General features: G+C 70.9%; 10 protein-coding genes. 4 read left to right on the top strand and 6 right to left on the bottom strand.

The genetic code is table 11. The features are described 5' to 3' along the window. Nucleotides 1-9 precede the first annotated feature (9 nt). From BLT76_RS18220 to BLT76_RS18200, 5 genes are all read right to left on the bottom strand, one after another. Nucleotides 10-708: a transporter substrate-binding domain-containing protein gene (locus BLT76_RS18220; RefSeq protein WP_244509469.1), complete on the bottom strand. Its 699-nt coding sequence runs from the start codon at nucleotides 706-708 to the stop codon at nucleotides 10-12. Further along, nucleotides 705-2,879 (bottom strand): 1,4-alpha-glucan branching protein GlgB, encoded by a 2,175-nt coding sequence (glgB, locus tag BLT76_RS18215; RefSeq protein WP_090859413.1) that lies wholly within the window; start codon nucleotides 2,877-2,879, stop codon nucleotides 705-707. Before glgB ends, BLT76_RS18220 begins: the two co-directional genes overlap by 4 nt. Continuing rightward, the gene (locus BLT76_RS18210; RefSeq protein ID WP_090859409.1) at nucleotides 2,879-4,303 is read right to left on the bottom strand and encodes a maltokinase N-terminal cap-like domain-containing protein; all 1,425 of its coding nucleotides are present in this window, start codon (nucleotides 4,301-4,303) and stop codon (nucleotides 2,879-2,881) included. The genes glgB and BLT76_RS18210 overlap by 1 nt, the downstream gene beginning before the upstream one ends. Continuing rightward, the gene (gene treS, locus BLT76_RS18205) at nucleotides 4,300-6,036 is read right to left on the bottom strand and encodes a maltose alpha-D-glucosyltransferase (RefSeq protein ID WP_211753060.1); all 1,737 of its coding nucleotides are present in this window, start codon (nucleotides 6,034-6,036) and stop codon (nucleotides 4,300-4,302) included. The genes BLT76_RS18210 and treS overlap by 4 nt, the downstream gene beginning before the upstream one ends. Before the next feature lie 80 nt (nucleotides 6,037-6,116). After that, a complete protein-coding gene (locus BLT76_RS18200) occupies nucleotides 6,117-8,108 on the bottom strand; it encodes an alpha-1,4-glucan--maltose-1-phosphate maltosyltransferase (RefSeq protein WP_090859405.1) in 1,992 nt (663 codons plus the stop codon). Between the two features lie 237 nt (nucleotides 8,109-8,345). Here BLT76_RS18200 and glgP point away from each other — a divergent pair, with 237 nt between their 5' ends. After that, nucleotides 8,346-10,934, top strand: a complete 2,589-nt coding sequence (gene glgP, locus BLT76_RS18195) for an alpha-glucan family phosphorylase (protein WP_090859402.1) — start codon at nucleotides 8,346-8,348, stop codon at nucleotides 10,932-10,934. 115 nt (nucleotides 10,935-11,049) lie between these two features. Here the strand turns inward: glgP and glgX are convergent, their stop codons facing one another. Continuing rightward, nucleotides 11,050-13,224 carry a glycogen debranching protein GlgX gene (gene glgX, locus BLT76_RS18190; RefSeq protein WP_218856223.1) on the bottom strand — a complete coding sequence of 725 codons (2,175 nt, stop codon included), beginning with the start codon at nucleotides 13,222-13,224 and terminating at the stop codon, nucleotides 11,050-11,052. Between the two features lie 57 nt (nucleotides 13,225-13,281). Between glgX and BLT76_RS18185 the strand changes: the two genes are divergently transcribed. The 3 genes from BLT76_RS18185 to BLT76_RS18175 all read left to right on the top strand — a co-directional run bounded on the left by BLT76_RS18185 (nucleotide 13,282) and on the right by BLT76_RS18175 (nucleotide 15,389). Then, nucleotides 13,282-14,061 (top strand): enoyl-CoA hydratase/isomerase family protein, encoded by a 780-nt coding sequence (locus BLT76_RS18185; RefSeq protein WP_090859400.1) that lies wholly within the window; start codon nucleotides 13,282-13,284, stop codon nucleotides 14,059-14,061. 59 nt (nucleotides 14,062-14,120) lie between these two features. Continuing rightward, nucleotides 14,121-14,450: a hypothetical protein gene (locus BLT76_RS18180; RefSeq protein ID WP_090859398.1), complete on the top strand. Its 330-nt coding sequence runs from the start codon at nucleotides 14,121-14,123 to the stop codon at nucleotides 14,448-14,450. Nucleotides 14,451-14,609: 159 nt separating this feature from the next. Next, nucleotides 14,610-15,389 carry an electron transfer flavoprotein subunit beta/FixA family protein gene (locus tag BLT76_RS18175; RefSeq protein ID WP_244509468.1) on the top strand — a complete coding sequence of 260 codons (780 nt, stop codon included), beginning with the start codon at nucleotides 14,610-14,612 and terminating at the stop codon, nucleotides 15,387-15,389. Nucleotides 15,390-15,402 lie beyond the last annotated feature (13 nt).

The raw sequence follows: 15,402 nt of genomic DNA, 5'->3' as shown, positions 1-15,402 counted from the left end.
ACGCCAACCCTAGTGGGACGGCGGAGCGACGACGGCGGCGCCGGACTGACCGGACCGCGCCAGCGCCTCGGCCACGAAGCCGGACGCCTTCAGCTCCTCGACGAGCTCGGCCAGCCAGGCCACGTCGGCCTCCGGCCGGTCCCGGGGTACGGCGAGCGCCTGCCGGATCTGCATGAACGCCTCGTCGACCACGCGCACCCCGTCGCGACCCTCGACGTACGCCGTCACCGGGGCCCGGATGCCCGCGCCGGCCTCGAGCCCCTCCTCCTCGAAGACGGAGGTGCCCTCCGACCCGCGCACGAGCGTGGCCTGCGACAGCGTCCGGGTCAGGAACAGGTCGTACGCCGACCCCTGCTTCACCCCGACCCGCACGCCCGGCCGGTCGACGTCGGCCACCGAGGTGATCGACGACGAGGCGGGCACACAGAAGACCGCCTCGATCACCGCGTAGGCCTCGGTGAAGGAGACCTCGGCGGCCCGGGCCGGCTCGATCGCCAGGAACCCCAGGTCGGCCCGCCCGTCGACCAGTGCCGCGAACGAGTCGCGCGCGGCGTCGAAGCACAGCAGCTCGACCGGCACGTCCAGCCGCCGCCCGACCTCGCGGGCCAGGTCGACGGTGATCCCGCCGGGGTCGGCGGCCGAACCGGACGCGAGGACCGGGTTGCCGAGGTTGATGGAGGCGCGCAGCACGCCCGTGGGGGCGATCACTTCTTCCGGAACCACACGGTCGCGAGCGGCGGTACGACGATGTTGGCATGGGCCGGCTGCCCGGACCACTCGCCCTCGACGCCCGTGATGGAGCCCAGGTTGCCGACGCCGGAGCCGGTGTAGGCCGACGCGTCGGTGTTCAGGACCTCCTCCCACTCACCGGTGGCGGGGAGCCCGAGCCGGTAGTCGAAGTGCGGCACGGCGGCGAAGTTGGTCACGCAGGCCACGTCCGGGGCGCCCGGCGCGCGTCGTACGAAGGAGAAGGTGTTGCGGCCGGCGTCGTTGGCGTCGATCCAGGCGAATCCGTCGGGGGAGTGGTCCTGGCCCCACATCGCCTCCGACGAGCGGTAGGCGGCGTTGAGGTCGCGCACCAGCGACTGCACGCCGCGGTGCTCGGGGTGGTCGGTCAGCCACCAGTCGAGCTCGCGGGACTCCGCCCACTCCGACTCCTGGCCGAACTCGGCGCCCATGAAGAGCAGCTGCTTGCCGGGGTGGGCCCACATGAAGCCGAGGTAGGCCCGCAGGTTGGCCAGCTGCTGCCACCGGTCGCCCGGCATCTTGCGCAGCAGCGAGCCCTTGCCGTGCACGACCTCGTCGTGGCTGATCGGCAGCACGTAGTTCTCCGACCACGCGTAGACGAGGGAGAAGGTCATCTCGCCGTGGTGGTAGGCGCGGTGCACCGGCTGGTGCTCGACGTAGCCGAGCGAGTCGTGCATCCAGCCCATGTTCCACTTGAAGCCGAAGCCGAGCCCGCCGTCCGAGGTGGGCTGGGTGACGCCCGGCCACGACGTCGACTCCTCGGCGATGGTGGTGATGCCGGGGACCCGCTTGTAGACGGTGGCGTTCATCTCCTGGAGGAACTGCACCGCCTCGAGGTTCTCGCGGCCACCGTGCACGTTCGGCGTCCACTCGCCCTCCTCGCGGGAGTAGTCGAGGTAGAGCATCGAGGCGACGCCGTCGACGCGCAGCCCGTCGGCGTGGAACTCCTCCAGCCAGTAGAGCGCGTTGGCGTAGAGGAAGTTGCGCACCTCGTGGCGCCCGAAGTTGAAGATGTGGGAGCCCCACTCCTTGTGCCAGCCCCGCTGCGGGTTGGGGTCCTCGTAGAGCGGGGTGCCGTCGAAGCGGGCCAGCGCCCACTCGTCGGTGGCGAAGTGGCCGGGCACCCAGTCCAGGATCACGCCGATCCCGGCCTGGTGCAGCCGGTCGACGAGCAGCCGGAAGCCGTCGGGGTCGCCGAAGCGCGCGTCCGTCGCGAAGTACGACGTCACGTGGTAGCCCCACGAGCCGCCGAAGGGGTGCTGCATGACCGGCATCAGCTCGACGTGGGTGAACCCCAGGTCCGAGAGGTACGCCGGCAGCTCGTCGGCGAGCTGCTCCCAGGTCTTGTCGCGCCGCCACGAGGCCAGGTGCATCTCGTAGGTGGACATCGCCGAGGCGACCGGCTGCTTCGACGGTCGGGCGGCCATCCACTCGTCGTCGCCCCACTGGTAGGTCGACTCGAAGACCTTCGACGCGGTCTGGGCCGGCTTCTCGGACCAGGCAGCCATCGGGTCGGCCTTCTCGCGCCACACCCCGTCGGCGCCGAGGATGGCGTACTTGTACGTCGTCCCGCTGCCCACCGACGGCACGAAGAGCTCCCACACGCCCGAGCTGCCGAGCTGGCGCATCGGGTGCTCGCGACCGTCCCAGGCGTTGAAGTCGGCCTTCAGGCGGACGGCGCGGGCGGACGGCGCCCAGACGGCGAAGGAGGTGCCGGTGACCGGGGCGATCGCGCCGGCGTAGTGGTGCACCCGCGCGCCGAGGACCTGCCAGAGCTGCTCGTGGCGGCCCTCGTTGATCAGGTGCAGGTCCATCTCGCCCAGCGTGGGCAGGAAGCGGTAGGGGTCGTCGACCACGCTCGCGGGGCCGTCGTAGGAGACGGCGAGGCGGTAGTCGGGCACGTCCGCGACCGGGAGGACGCCGACCCAGATGCCCTCGTGCTCGTGCTCGAGGGCGGTCTCGGCGCCGTCGTACTGGACGACGACGGACGAGGCCAGCGGCTTGAGGACGCGGATCGTCACCGCGCCGTCGTGGGGGTGCGGGCCGAGGACGGCGTGCGGGTCGCCGTGCTCGCCACGCACGACCTGCGCGAGCAGGTCGGTCTCGACGGGCTGGACGGTGGGGGTGCTCATCAGGCTCCGATCCTCGCGATGGCGTCGAGCGGGATGGAGACCCACGTCGGCCGGTTGCGCGTCTCGTACACGGTCTCGTAGACGGCCTTGTCGGCGACGTAGGCGTCCAGCAGCACCTGCTGCTCAGGGGCGAGCTCGCCGCCGGCGTAGGCGACGAGGAAGTGGTTGCGGTTGCGGTGCGCCCACTCCTCGGCCCGGTAGGCGCGCTGGGTGGCGCCCTCCGGGTCGTCCTCGGTGTGGCTGCGCTCGACCACGCGCGGGGCGTAGTCGAAGGAGCGCAGCATCCCGGCCACGTCGCGCCAGGGGGAGTCGGGCAGCTGACGCTCGGCCAGGGTCTTGGCGGGCTCGCCCTCGAAGTCGACGATCTTCCAGCCGACGGCGGTGCGCAGGGTCTGCCCGAGGTGCAGGTCGCCGTGGACCTGCTGGACGCTCACGGCCGGCAGCGCCGCGACGGCGTCGTACGTCGCCCGCAGCCGGTCGGCGTGCGCGGCCAGCTCCGGGACGACCGGCAGGGCGGCCTCGAGCCGCCCCTTCATGGCGTCGGCAAGTGCGCGGGCCTCGTCGGCGCCCTGCTCGGCGCTGGGGAAGTGGGTGGCCAGCGCGTCATGCACCTCGCGCAGCGCATCGCCCAGGCGGGAGGCCTCGCCGGCGAAGTCGCCGCCGACCTCGTGGGCGTGCAGGTCGGCCTCGGCGAAGAGGTTGCGCACGCTCGACAGGGCCAGGTCCCAGCCGTCGGTGGCGGTGCGGAGGAACTGCTGGAGCATGGCGAGCTGGTAGACCTCGCCGGTCGCGGGATCGGTGCGGTCCACCCAGCCGTAGAGGTCCGCGACGTGCTCGGACCCCGCGCGGGTCAGGACGTCGTGCACGGAGATGTCGGGGTTGCGCCCGGGGGTGACCTTGCGGAAGACCTTCATCAGCGCGTCCTCGCCGTACATCACCGAGGAGTTCGACTGCTCGCCGGAGAAGAGGGTGGAGTGCGCCTCCGGGTCGAGGGCGTGTCCGGGGACCCGGTGGAAGCTCAGCCCGCTGTCCGCGTCGGTGAGGCGGCCGTCGGGTGCGGTCTCCGCCGCGACGAAGGTGCGCAGCCAGCTGGCCATCGCCTCCCTGTCGTGCAGCGCGTCGTAGGCGTGCACCCAGCCGTGGTCGGGCTCCTCCCACCAACCGACGAAAGCGTGGTCGAGCCGGCTCTGCGGGTCGGTGTAGAGGGAGAGCGGCACCTGGTAGAGGTCGGTCCCGCCCTCGGGGTCGCCGTACGTCAGCTCGACGAGGTGGACGACGACCCGGGGGCCGCCCTCGACGGCCCCGGGGACGTCGCCGACCCGCTCGACGCCGGAGACCTCGAACGGACGGCCCTTGCCGCCGAACCAGCGGGTCCGGCCGAGGTAGTCGACGAGGACCGAGGGATCGATGTGGTCGACCTTCACAGCAGCTGGCCCTCCTCGGACGCCGTCTCGGGCGCGGTCAGTCGGAACCAGTAGAAGCCGTAGCCGGCCAGGGTCAGCAGGTAGGGCAGCTCGCCGATGACCGGGAAGGGCACGCCGCCGAGCAGCTCGACCGGGCGGTGGCCCTCGAAGCGGCGCAGGTCGAGCTCGACCGGCTGCGGGAATCGGGAGAGGTTGTTGACGCAGAGGATGACGTCCTCGTTGCCGTCCTCGTCGACGTGCTCGCGGACGTAGGACAGCACGGTCGAGTTGGAGCCGCCGAGGTCCTGGAAGGTCCCGAGCCCGAACGCCGGGTGGTGCCGGCGGGCATGGATCATCCGGCGGGTCCAGTGCAGCAGCGACGAGGAGTTCTCCAGCTGGGCCTCGACGTTGACCGACTCGTAGCCGTAGATCGCGTCCTGCACCACCGGCAGGTCGAGCTTGCCGGGGTTGGCCGAGGAGAAGCCCGCGTTGCGGTCGGAGGTCCACTGCATCGGCGTGCGGACCCCGTCGCGGTCGCCGAGCCAGATGTTGTCGCCCATCCCGATCTCGTCGCCGTAGTAGAGGACGGGGGAGCCCGGCAGCGAGAGCAGCAGCGCGTTGAACAGCTCGATCTGGTTCGTGTCGTTCTCGAGCAGCGGGGCCAGCCGCCGGCGGATGCCGATGTTGGCCTTCATCCGCGGGTCCTTGGCGTACTCGCCCCACATGTAGTCGCGGTCCTCGTCGGTGACCATCTCGAGGGTCAGCTCGTCGTGGTTGCGCAGGAAGATGCCCCACTGGCAGTTGTGCGGGATCGCGGGGGTCTGCTCGAGGATCTCGGAGATCGGGAAGCGGGACTCGCGCCGCACCGCCATGAAGATGCGCGGCATCACCGGGAAGTGGAAGGCCATGTGGCACTCGTCGCCGCCGACCTCGGGGTCACCGAAGTAGTCGACGACGTCCTCGGGCCACTGGTTGGCCTCGCAGAGCAGCACCCGGCCCGGGTAGTTGTCGTCGACGAAGCGGCGCACGATCTTCAGCGCCTCGTGGGTCTCCGGCAGGTTCTCGCCGTCGCCGCCCTCACGCTCGTAGAGGTAGGGGACCGCGTCGAGGCGGAAGCCGTCCATGCCCATGTCGAGCCAGAACTTCATCGCGTCGATCATCGCCTCGAGAACCTTCGGGTTGTCGAAGTTCAGGTCGGGCTGGTGGGAGAAGAACCGGTGCCAGAAGTACTGCTGGCGCACCGGGTCCCAGGTCCAGTTCGACGGCTCGGTGTCGACGAAGATGATCCGGGCGTCGGCGTACTTGTCGTCGGTGTCGGACCAGACGTAGAAGTCTCCGTACGGGCCGTCCGGGTCGGACCGGCTGGCCTGGAACCACGGGTGCTGGTCGCTGGTGTGGTTCATGACGAAGTCGATGATCACGCGGATGCCGCGCTTGTGGGCCTCGTCGAGGAAGTAGCGGAAGTCCTCGATGGTGCCGATCTGCGGGAGCACGCCGGTGTAGTCGGCCACGTCGTACCCGCCGTCGCGCAGCGGGCTGGGGAAGAACGGCGGGATCCACAGGCAGTCGACGCCCAACCACTCCAGGTAGTCGAGCTTCTCGACCAGACCACGGAAGTCGCCGGTGCCATCGCCGTTGGAGTCGCGGAACGAGCGGACCAGCACCTCGTAGAACACGGCCGTCTTGAACCAGTCGGGCGTGGAGTGCGCCGCCGAGTCGGCGTCGACCCCGGAGTCGGTGTGGCCGTCGACGATCGGGTCCTCGCCCAGCGGGGGGCCGTCCTGGACGGGGGTGGGTCCGTCCTCGGTGGTGGCGGGGTCGGTCTCGATCTGGGTCACGCGGTCCTCCTGACGCTCAGCACGTGGGCGGGCTCGTCGTAGGGGTCGAGTCGGACGTAGTTGTGCTGGCTCCAGCTCCAGTCGGCACCGGTGATCTCGTCGTGGACGACCAGCGAGTCGCCGTAGCCCAGGCCGAGAGCGGGCAGGTCGAGGTGGACCATCGTCTCCCGGGCCGCGTGGGGGTCGAGGTTGACCACGACGATCACCAGATCCTCGGGCCTGCCGTCGGCGCCGGTCGTCTGCTTCGAGAAGCACAGGACGTTCTCGTCGTCGGTGCTGTGCACCGTCACGTTGCGCAGCTGCTGGAGCGCGGGGTGCTGGCGGCGGACCTCGTTGAGCCGGGTCAGGTACGGCGCCAGCGTGCGGCCCTCGGCCGCGGCGCCGTCCCAGTCGCGGATCCGGATCTGGTACTTCTCCGAGTCGAGGTACTCCTCGCTGCCCGGCTTCACCGCGACGTGCTCGTAGAGCTCGTAGCCGGCGTAGACGCCCCAGCTCGGGGAGCCGGTGGCCGCCACGACGGCGCGGATCTTGAACGCCGCGGGCCCGCCGTACTGGAGGAAGCCGTGGAGGATGTCGGGGGTGTTGACGAAGAAGTTCGGGCGCATCAGGTGGTCCGACTCGTGGGAGACCTCCAGGAGATACTCCTCGATCTCCCACTTGGCGGTGCGCCAGGTGAAGTAGGTGTAGCTCTGGTGGTAGCCCACTGCGCCCAGCCCGTGCATCATCGCGGGGCGGGTGAAGGCCTCGGAGAGGAAGAGCACGTCGGGGTCGGTGCGCCGGATCTCCTTCAGCAGCCACTCCCAGAAGGCCAGCGGCTTGGTGTGCGGGTTGTCCACGCGGAAGATCCGCACGCCGTGGGACATCCAGTGCCGTACGACGCGCAGCACCTCGCGGCAGATGCCGGTCGGGTCGTTGTCGAAGTTGACGGGGTAGATGTCCTGGTACTTCTTCGGCGGGTTCTCCGCGTACGCGATGGTGCCGTCGGCGCGGGTGGTGAACCACTCGGGGTGGCTGGTCACCCACGGATGGTCGGGTGCGCACTGCAGGGCCAGGTCGAGGGCGACCTCGATGTCGAGCTCACGGGCCCGGGCGACGAACGCGTCGAAGTCGTCGATCGTGCCGAGGTCGGGGTGGATCGCGTCGTGGCCGCCGTCCTTCGAGCCGATGGCCCAGGGGGAGCCCGGGTCGTCGGGGCCGGGGGTCAGCGTGTTGTTGGGACCCTTGCGGTTGACCTCGCCGATCGGGTGGATCGGCGGCAGGTAGAGGACGTCGAAGCCCATCTCGGCGACGGCGTCCAGGCGCTTCGCCGCGGTCACGAACGTGCCGCTGGTGACCGCGCCGGTCTGGGGGTCGCGGGTGGCGCCCTCGGAGCGCGGGAAGAACTCGTACCAGCTGCCGAAGAGCGCGCGGGTGCGGTCGGCGTACGCCGGGTAGGGGCCCTCGACCGTGACCAGCTCGCGCAGCGGGTGGGCCAGCAGCAGCGCCTCCAGGTCGGGCGACTGCAGCACCGCCAGCCGCGCGGCGGCGGGCCGGGCGGTGTCGGTGCAGGCAGCGATCGCGCCGGCGACCAGCTCGTGGGCGGAGCGGTCGGTGCGGGGCAGGTCGGCCTGGACCCGCTCCAGCAGCAGCCGGCCCTCGGTGAACATCAGCTCCACGTCGATCTCGGCGGGGACCTTGATGCCGGCGGCGTGCTGCCAGGTCGCGATCGGGTCGGACCAGGCCTGCACCTCGAAGGTCCACGCACCGGGCGCGTCCGGGGTCACCCAGGCGTCGTACCGGTCGGGGACCTCCTCGTGCTTGACCATCCGGACCGGCGCGCGGCGGGTGCCGGTGGGGTCGGTGAGGACCACCTCGGCCCCGAGCTTGTCGTGTCCTTCGCGGAACACCGACGCCGAGACCGGGAACGGCTCGTCGACCGTGGCCTTCGCGGGGAGTCGACCGAGGTCGACGACGGGCATGACGTTCATGACGGGGATGCGTCCGACCATTGCTCCAACTTAGCGAGGGCGAAAGGTGGGCTGGCAAGTCGTACGCCGGACCCGGGACGAAGTTCCGAGTACCCAGCGGCCGTGGATCTGCACCCCGCGAGAATCGGGCGGGCCGACCCCCATGGTTCGACCCGCCCGATCCGCACCAGCAACGCGGTGCCCTACGCCGGGGTTACGCCGGACGGCAAGCCCCGTACGGGGTTGGATCGATCCAGGCCACCCGCTAGCGTCCGGGAGGTGCGAGCGATCCGACGTTTCACCGTCCGCCCCGTCCTCCCTCCCGCTCTGGCCGCCCTCGGCGACCTGGCCGGCAACCTCCGGTGGTCCTGGCACCCCGAGAGCCAGGACGTCTTCGCTGAGGTCGACCCGGGCCTGTGGGAGTCGACCGGGCACGACCCGGTGCGCCTGCTCGGGGCCGTGGGTCGCGCCCGGCTCGACGAGCTCGCGACCGACGAGGGCTTCCTCGGCCGCCTCGGGACCGCCCGCGCCGACCTGGAGGCCTACCTCACCCAGGACCGCTGGTACCAGCGCTCCGGCGGTGGCTCCGACGGCAGTGGTCCGCGCGCGATCGGCTACTTCTCGCCCGAGTTCGGCATCACCGCCGTGCTGCCGCAGTACTCCGGCGGCCTGGGCATCCTGGCCGGCGACCACCTGAAGGCGGCCAGCGACCTCGGCGTCCCGATCATCGGCGTCGGCCTGCTCTACCGGCACGGCTACTTCAAGCAGGCGCTCTCGCGGGAGGGCTGGCAGCAGGAGACCTACCCGGTCCTCGACCCCGACGAGCTGCCGATCTCGCTGCTGCGCGAGCCCGACGGCTCGCGGGCGATGATCGCGATCAGCCTGCCCGACGGGCCGGACCTGCTGGCGCGGATCTGGGTGGCCAGCGTCGGCCGGGTCCCGCTGCTGATGCTCGACACCGACGTCGAGGGCAACCCCGACCACTACGTCGACGTCACCGACCGGCTCTACGGCGGCAACTCCGAACACCGGCTGCGCCAGGAGCTGCTGCTCGGCGTCGGGGGCGTCAAGGCGCTGCGGGCCTACGCGCGGATCACCGGCCACCCCGAGCCCGAGGTCTTCCACACCAACGAGGGGCACGCCGGCTTCCTCGGCCTGGAGCGGATCCGCGAGCTCACCGTCGCCGAGGACGGCCCGCGCCTCGACTTCGACACCGCGCTCGAGGTCAGCCGGGCGTCGACCGTCTTCACGACCCACACCCCGGTCCCGGCCGGCATCGACCGGTTCCCGGCGAACCTGATCGAGCAGTACTTCAGCGACGCCGGCGCGACCCCGGGCGTCCCCGTCGAGCGGATCCTCTCGCTCGGCCGCGAGGACTACGACGGTGGCGACGCCTCCGTCTTCAACATGGCGGTGATGGGCTTCCGGCTGGCTCAGCGGGCCAACGGAGTCTCGCTCCTGCACGGCCACGTCTCGCGCGGGATGTTCAACGGCCTGTGGCCGGCCTTCGACGAGGCCGAGGTGCCGATCGGCTCGATCACCAACGGCGTGCACGCCCCGACCTGGGTGGCCCGCGAGGTCTTCGACCTGGCCGCGGGCCAGGGGGCGGACCCCGACGGCGACGACACCGAGGCGTTCTGGGCCGCGGTCGACCGGGTGCCCGGTCGCGACGTCTGGACGGTCAAGCGGCAGCTGCGCGAGCGGCTCGTGCTCGACGCTCGGCGCCGGCTGCTGCGCTCCTGGGAGAAGCGCGGCTCGGCCAAGGCCGAGCTGGGCTGGATCGACTCGGCCCTCGACCCCGACGTGCTGACCATCGGCTTCGCGCGGCGGGTGCCGTCGTACAAGCGGCTGACGCTGATGCTCCGCGACCCCGAGCGGCTCAAGCGCCTGCTGCTGCACCCCGAACGGCCCATCCAGCTGGTCATCGCCGGCAAGTCCCACCCGGCCGACGACGGCGGCAAGCGGCTGATCCAGGAGCTGGTGCGCTTCGCCGACGACCCCGAGGTCCGGCACCGCATCGTCTTCCTGCCCAACTACGACATCGCGATGGCCCAGCCGCTCTACCCCGGCTGCGACGTGTGGCTCAACAACCCGCTGCGGCCCTACGAGGCCTGCGGCACCTCCGGCATGAAGGCGGCGCTGAACGGCGGGCTGAACCTGTCGATCCTCGACGGCTGGTGGGACGAGTGGTACGACGGCGAGAACGGCTGGGCGATCCCGTCCGCCGACGGCGTCGACGACACCGACCGCCGCGACGACCTCGAGGCCGACGCCCTCTACGACCTGATCGAGCACGAGGTCACCCCGCGCTTCTACGACCTCGACGGCGAGGGCGTGCCGACCCGGTGGGTCGAGATGCTGCGTCACACCCTGAAGTCGCTGGGCCCGAAGGTGCTGGCGACCCGGATGGTGCGCGACTACGTACGCCAGCTCTACGCCCCGGCCGCCGTGAACGCCCGCCGGCTCAACAGCGACTACGCCGGCGCGGTCGAGCTGGCCGCCTGGAAGAAGAAGGTCCGCGCCGGCTGGCCCGGCGTACGGGTCGAGCACGTCGAGAGCAGCGGCGTCGGCGACGCCCCCGAGGTCGGCGCCACCATGCACGTCCGCGCGTTCGTCGCCCTCGGCGACCTCGCCCCCGAGGACGTCGCCGTCCAGCTCGTCCACGGCCGGACCACCAGCGAGGACGAGCTGGTCGACACCGTCACCGAGCCGCTCTCGCTCGCCGAGTCGTACGACGCCGGCCGCCACCGCTTCGACGGCGACGTGGTCCTCGACCACGCCGGAGGCTTCGGCTACACCGTCCGCGTGGTGCCCCGCAACGCGCTGCTCACGTCGTACGCCGAGCTGGGTGTGGTCGCCCTGCCCTGAGGGGCCGGGAGAGTTTCATCGGCTGGCCGACGGACCTCACCCCGGGACGACGAAGGTTCATCGTCCCGGCGTGAGTTTCATCGGCCAGCCGATGAACCTTTGCGGCGCGTCGGCGTCAGACCTCGCGGAGCACGACGACCGTACGGCGACCGATGGAGATCCGGTCGCCGGCCTTGACGCTGGTGCCGATCGGGAGCTTCACGTCGGTGGAGAGGACCACCTCGCCGGACTGGACCCAGTCGTTCTCGGGCAGCTCGACGCGCTGGGGGAGCCAGCCGGAGTTGAACCAGAGCATGAACGACTTGTCGACCTGCTGCTGACCCTGCGGGCCGGGGGCGCGCAGCGGCTGGCCGGACACGAACATCCCGACGGTGCGCAGCTCGGGATCGTGCCAGTCGTCGCCGGTCATCTCGCGGCCGCTGGGGTGCAGCCAGGCCAGGTCCTTGGGGCCGCCGCGGATCGTGGGGCGACCCTCGAACCAGTGCCGCTGGCGCAGCGCCGGGTGCTCGCGGCGCAGCCTCAGCGCCAGCTTGGTGATCTCGTAGACGTCCAGCCAGGCGTCGTCGGGACGCCAGTCGACCCACGAGGTCTCGTTGTCCTGGCAGTAGGCGTTGTTGTTGCCGCCCTGGGTCCGGCCCCGCTCGTCGCCGGCGGTGATCATCGGGACCCCGTTGGACAGGCACAGGGTGGCCATCATGTTCGCGGCCTGCCGCCGCCGTACGGCGACCAGCGCCGGGTCGTCGGTCTCGCCCTCGAACCCGTGGTTCCAGGAACGGTTGTTGTCGGTCCCGTCGCGGTTCTGCTCGCCGTTGGCCTCGTTGTGCTTGCCCTCGTAGGTGACCAGGTCGCGCAGCGTGAAGCCGTCGTGGGCGGTGATGAAGTTGACCGAGTTGTACGCCGAGCGTCCGTCGTCGGCGTAGAGGTCGGAGGAACCGGCGAGCCGGGTCGAGACGGTGCGGATGCCGGACGTGTGGTTGCGCCAGAAGTCGCGGATCTCGTCGCGGTACTGGTCGTTCCACTCCACCCACGGGGGCGGCATCCGGCCCACGAGGTAGCCGTCCATCGAGGCGTCCCACGGCTCGGCGATCAGCTTCACGTGCCGCAGCACCGGGTCCTGGCCGATGGCCACCAGCAGGCGGCAGTTCATGTCGATGTCGTAGCCGGTGCGGGTCAGCGCCGACATCAGGTCGAAGCGGAACCCGTCGACGTGCATCTCGGTGACCCAGTAGCGCAGCGAGTCGAGGATCATCCGCAGCGCCAGCGGGTCGTTGGAGTCGACGGTGTTGCCGCAGCCGGTGACGTCCCAGTAGGAGTCGTCGAACACCTCCAGCCCGGTGTCGGCGTCGACGGTCGGCTTGACCCGCTTGTAGAACCCGCGGTCGTCGAGGCCGCGGAACGAGATCGTGGGCCCCTGTGGCCCGCCCTCGGCGGTGTGGTTGTAGACGACGTCGAGGATCACCTCGATGCCGGCGGCGTGCAGGGTCTTGACCAGGTGCTTGAACTCGGTGACCTGCTGTCCGCGGTCGCCCGAGCTGGAGTACGACGCATCCGGGGAGAAGTAGCTGATCGTGTTGTAGCCCCAGTAGTTCACCGTCCCGCGCTCGAGCAGCGCCGGCTCGGAGAAGAACTGGTGGATCGGCAGCAGCTCGACCGCGGTCACGCCGAGGTCGCGCAGGTAGTCGACGACGGCCGGCTCCGCGAGGCCGGCGTACGTCCCGCGCAGGTGCTCGGGGACCCGGTCGTGCATCTTCGTCATGCCCTTGACGTGGGCCTCGTAGATCACCGTGTCGCGCCACCGGTGCTTCATCGGGGTGTCGCCCTCCCAGTCGAAGGAGGGATCGACGACCACGCTGCGCGCGGTGTACGGCGCCGAGTCGGCCCCGTCGGGTCGGGTCGGGTCGGCAAAGTCGTAGCCGAAGAGGGGCTGCTCGGGGCGGATCGTCCCCGAGGTGGCCAGGGCGTAGGGGTCGAGGAGCAGCTTCTGCGCGTTGAAGCGGAACCCCCGCTCGGGGTCCCAGGGGCCGTCGACCCGGTAGCCGTAGCGGGTGCCGGGGGCGATCTCGGGGAGCGCGCCGTGCCAGATGCCGAGCGAGCGCTCGGTGAGCTGGTGGCGGGTCTCGACGTCCTCGTCGTCGAAGACGCAGAGCCAGCACTCGGTGGCGTTCGGGGCGTAGACGGCGAAGTTGGTCGACTCCGGCGACCAGGTCGCGCCCAGTGGCCAGTTGCGCCCGGGCCAGACCTTGGCCTGCTGTCCGAGATGGGTCCAGATGCCAGGGGTCACGCCGGCCATTGTCGCCGATGCGGCAGAGTGCCGGGCAAGCACCGTCGGAGGAGAGGCAGGCAGGACATGGGTGAGCACGTCAGGCTCGAGGTCGCGGACGGGGTCGGGACCATCCGGCTGGACCGACCGAAGATGAACGCCATCAGCCTCCAGGTGCAGGACGAGCTGCGCGCCGCCGCGGCCGAGGCGACCGAGCGCGACGACGTCCGCGCCGTCGTCGTGTACGGCGGGGAGCGGGTCTTCGCCGCCGGCAACGACGTCAAGGAGATGGCCGACATGTCCCACGCGGACATGGTCAAGGCCTCCGGCCCGCTGCAGGACGCGGTCACCGCCGTCGCCCGGATCCCGAAGCCGGTCGTCGCAGCCGTGACCGGCTACGCGCTGGGCGGCGGCTGCGAGCTGGCCCTGGCCGCCGACGTGCGGTTCGCGGCCGAGGACGCGGTGCTCGGCCAGCCCGAGGTGCTGCTCGGGATCATCCCCGGCGCCGGCGGCACCCAGCGCCTGGCCCGTCTTGTCGGGCCGGCGAAGGCCAAGGACCTGATCTTCACCGGCCGGTTCGTGAAGGCCGACGAGGCCCTGGCCATCGGGCTGGTCGACCGGGTGCTCCCCGCCGCCGACGTGTACGCCGAGGCCGCCGCCTGGGCCGGCCAGTTCAGCGAAGCGGCGGCGCTCGCTCTGCGCGCGGCCAAGGAGAGCGTCGACCGCGGCCTCGAGACCGATCTGGGGACCGGGCTCGAGATCGAGCGCCAGCAGTTCGCGGCCCTGTTCGCGACCAGCGACCGCGAGGCCGGGATGCGCTCCTTCGTCGAGAGCGGTCCGGGGAAGGCGACCTTCACGGGTCGCTGACCCGTCGGCGTCGGTTCCGGGGAGGTTTGGGTCACACCCCGCTGTGCCATCCTCGGGACGTGGCGAGAGAGAGCAAGACCGTGACCCGATCCGGCACCGCGAAGATCCGCGTGCGCGCGGCCCAGGCGGTCTGGGCCGTGGCCGCGCTGCTGGCCCTGGTGCTGGCGGTCGGGGCCCTGCTCGTCGCGATCGACCAGACCAACGAGTCCAACGGCCTGGTCCGGTTCGTCCTCGATCTCGCCGACGCGGTGGACCTCGGTGTCTTCGACCGCCGGGACGGGGTGATGACCTTCGACACCGACTCGGCCAACGCCCTCGTCAACTGGGGCCTGGCTGCCGTGGTCTGGCTGGTCATCGGCCGGGTGCTCGAACGGGTGATCCGGCCCTGAGCCTCCGGTACGGCGCCCGCCGTACCGTGACAGCGACACTGTGAGGTATCCAACCCGTCCGGCCTGTTTCGACCCTGGTGACTGGCCGGTAGCCTCACGGACACATTCGAGTGCACAGGAGGGGCCTTCACGGCCATCACCATGAACATTGTTGTCTGTGTGAAGTACGTGCCCGACGCCACTGCCGACCGGCAGTTCGAGTCGGACAACACCGTTGACCGAGTGGGTGTCGACGGCCTGCTGTCGGAGCTCGACGAGTACGCCGTGGAGCAGGCCCTCCAGCTGAAGGAGAAGGCCGGCGACGACACCACCGTGACCGCGCTCTGCGTGGGTCCGGAGAAGGGTGTCGACGCGGTCCGCAAGGCGCTGCAGATGGGCGCCGACCAGGGCATCCACGTCATCGACGACGCCATCGCCGGCTCCGACTACGTCGCCACCTCGCTGGTGCTGGCCAAGGCCGTCGAGAAGGCCGGGTCGGAGAAGAAGGTCGACCTCGTCATGTGCGGCATGGCCTCGACCGACGCCTCCGGCGGCGTGCTCCCGGCGATGCTGGCCGAGCGCCTCGGTCTGCCGCAGGTCACCTACGCCGCGGTCGTCGAGACCCAGGGCGACCAGGTCCGCGTGAAGCGTGACTCCGACACCGCGACCGAGGTCATCGGTGCCTCGATGCCGCTGGTGCTCTCGGTGACCGACCAGACCGGCGAGGCCCGCTACCCGTCGTTCAAGGGGATCATGGCGGCCAAGAAGAAGCCGCTGGAGACCTGGTCGCTCTCCGACATCGGCGTCGACGCCGGCGAGGTCGGCCTGGACGCGGCCTGGACCGCGGTCGAGGACACCTCGGCCCGCCCGCCGCGCACGGCCGGCGAGATCGTCACCGACGAGGACGGCTCGGGCGCCACGGCGCTGACCGAGTTCCTCGTGTCGAAGAAGTTCATCTGAGGACGGGGAGAGA

Source organism: Nocardioides lianchengensis, assembly GCF_900101465.1.
Lineage (GTDB): Bacteria > Actinomycetota > Actinomycetes > Propionibacteriales > Nocardioidaceae > Nocardioides > Nocardioides lianchengensis.
The sequence above is the reverse complement of the archived record's forward strand: the minus strand, read 5'-3'. Positions and strand labels throughout refer to the sequence as shown.

Excerpts from the sequence above, each read along its gene's own strand:
- glgB (WP_090859413.1), bottom strand. The coding sequence starts at position 2,879 with ATGAGCACCCCCACCGTCCAGCCCGTCGAGACCGACCTGCTCGCGCAG.
- BLT76_RS18200 (WP_090859405.1), bottom strand. The coding sequence starts at position 8,108 with ATGGTCGGACGCATCCCCGTCATGAACGTCATGCCCGTCGTCGACCTC.
- glgX (WP_218856223.1), bottom strand. The coding sequence starts at position 13,224 with ATGGCCGGCGTGACCCCTGGCATCTGGACCCATCTCGGACAGCAGGCC.
- BLT76_RS18185 (WP_090859400.1), top strand. The coding sequence starts at position 13,282 with ATGGGTGAGCACGTCAGGCTCGAGGTCGCGGACGGGGTCGGGACCATC.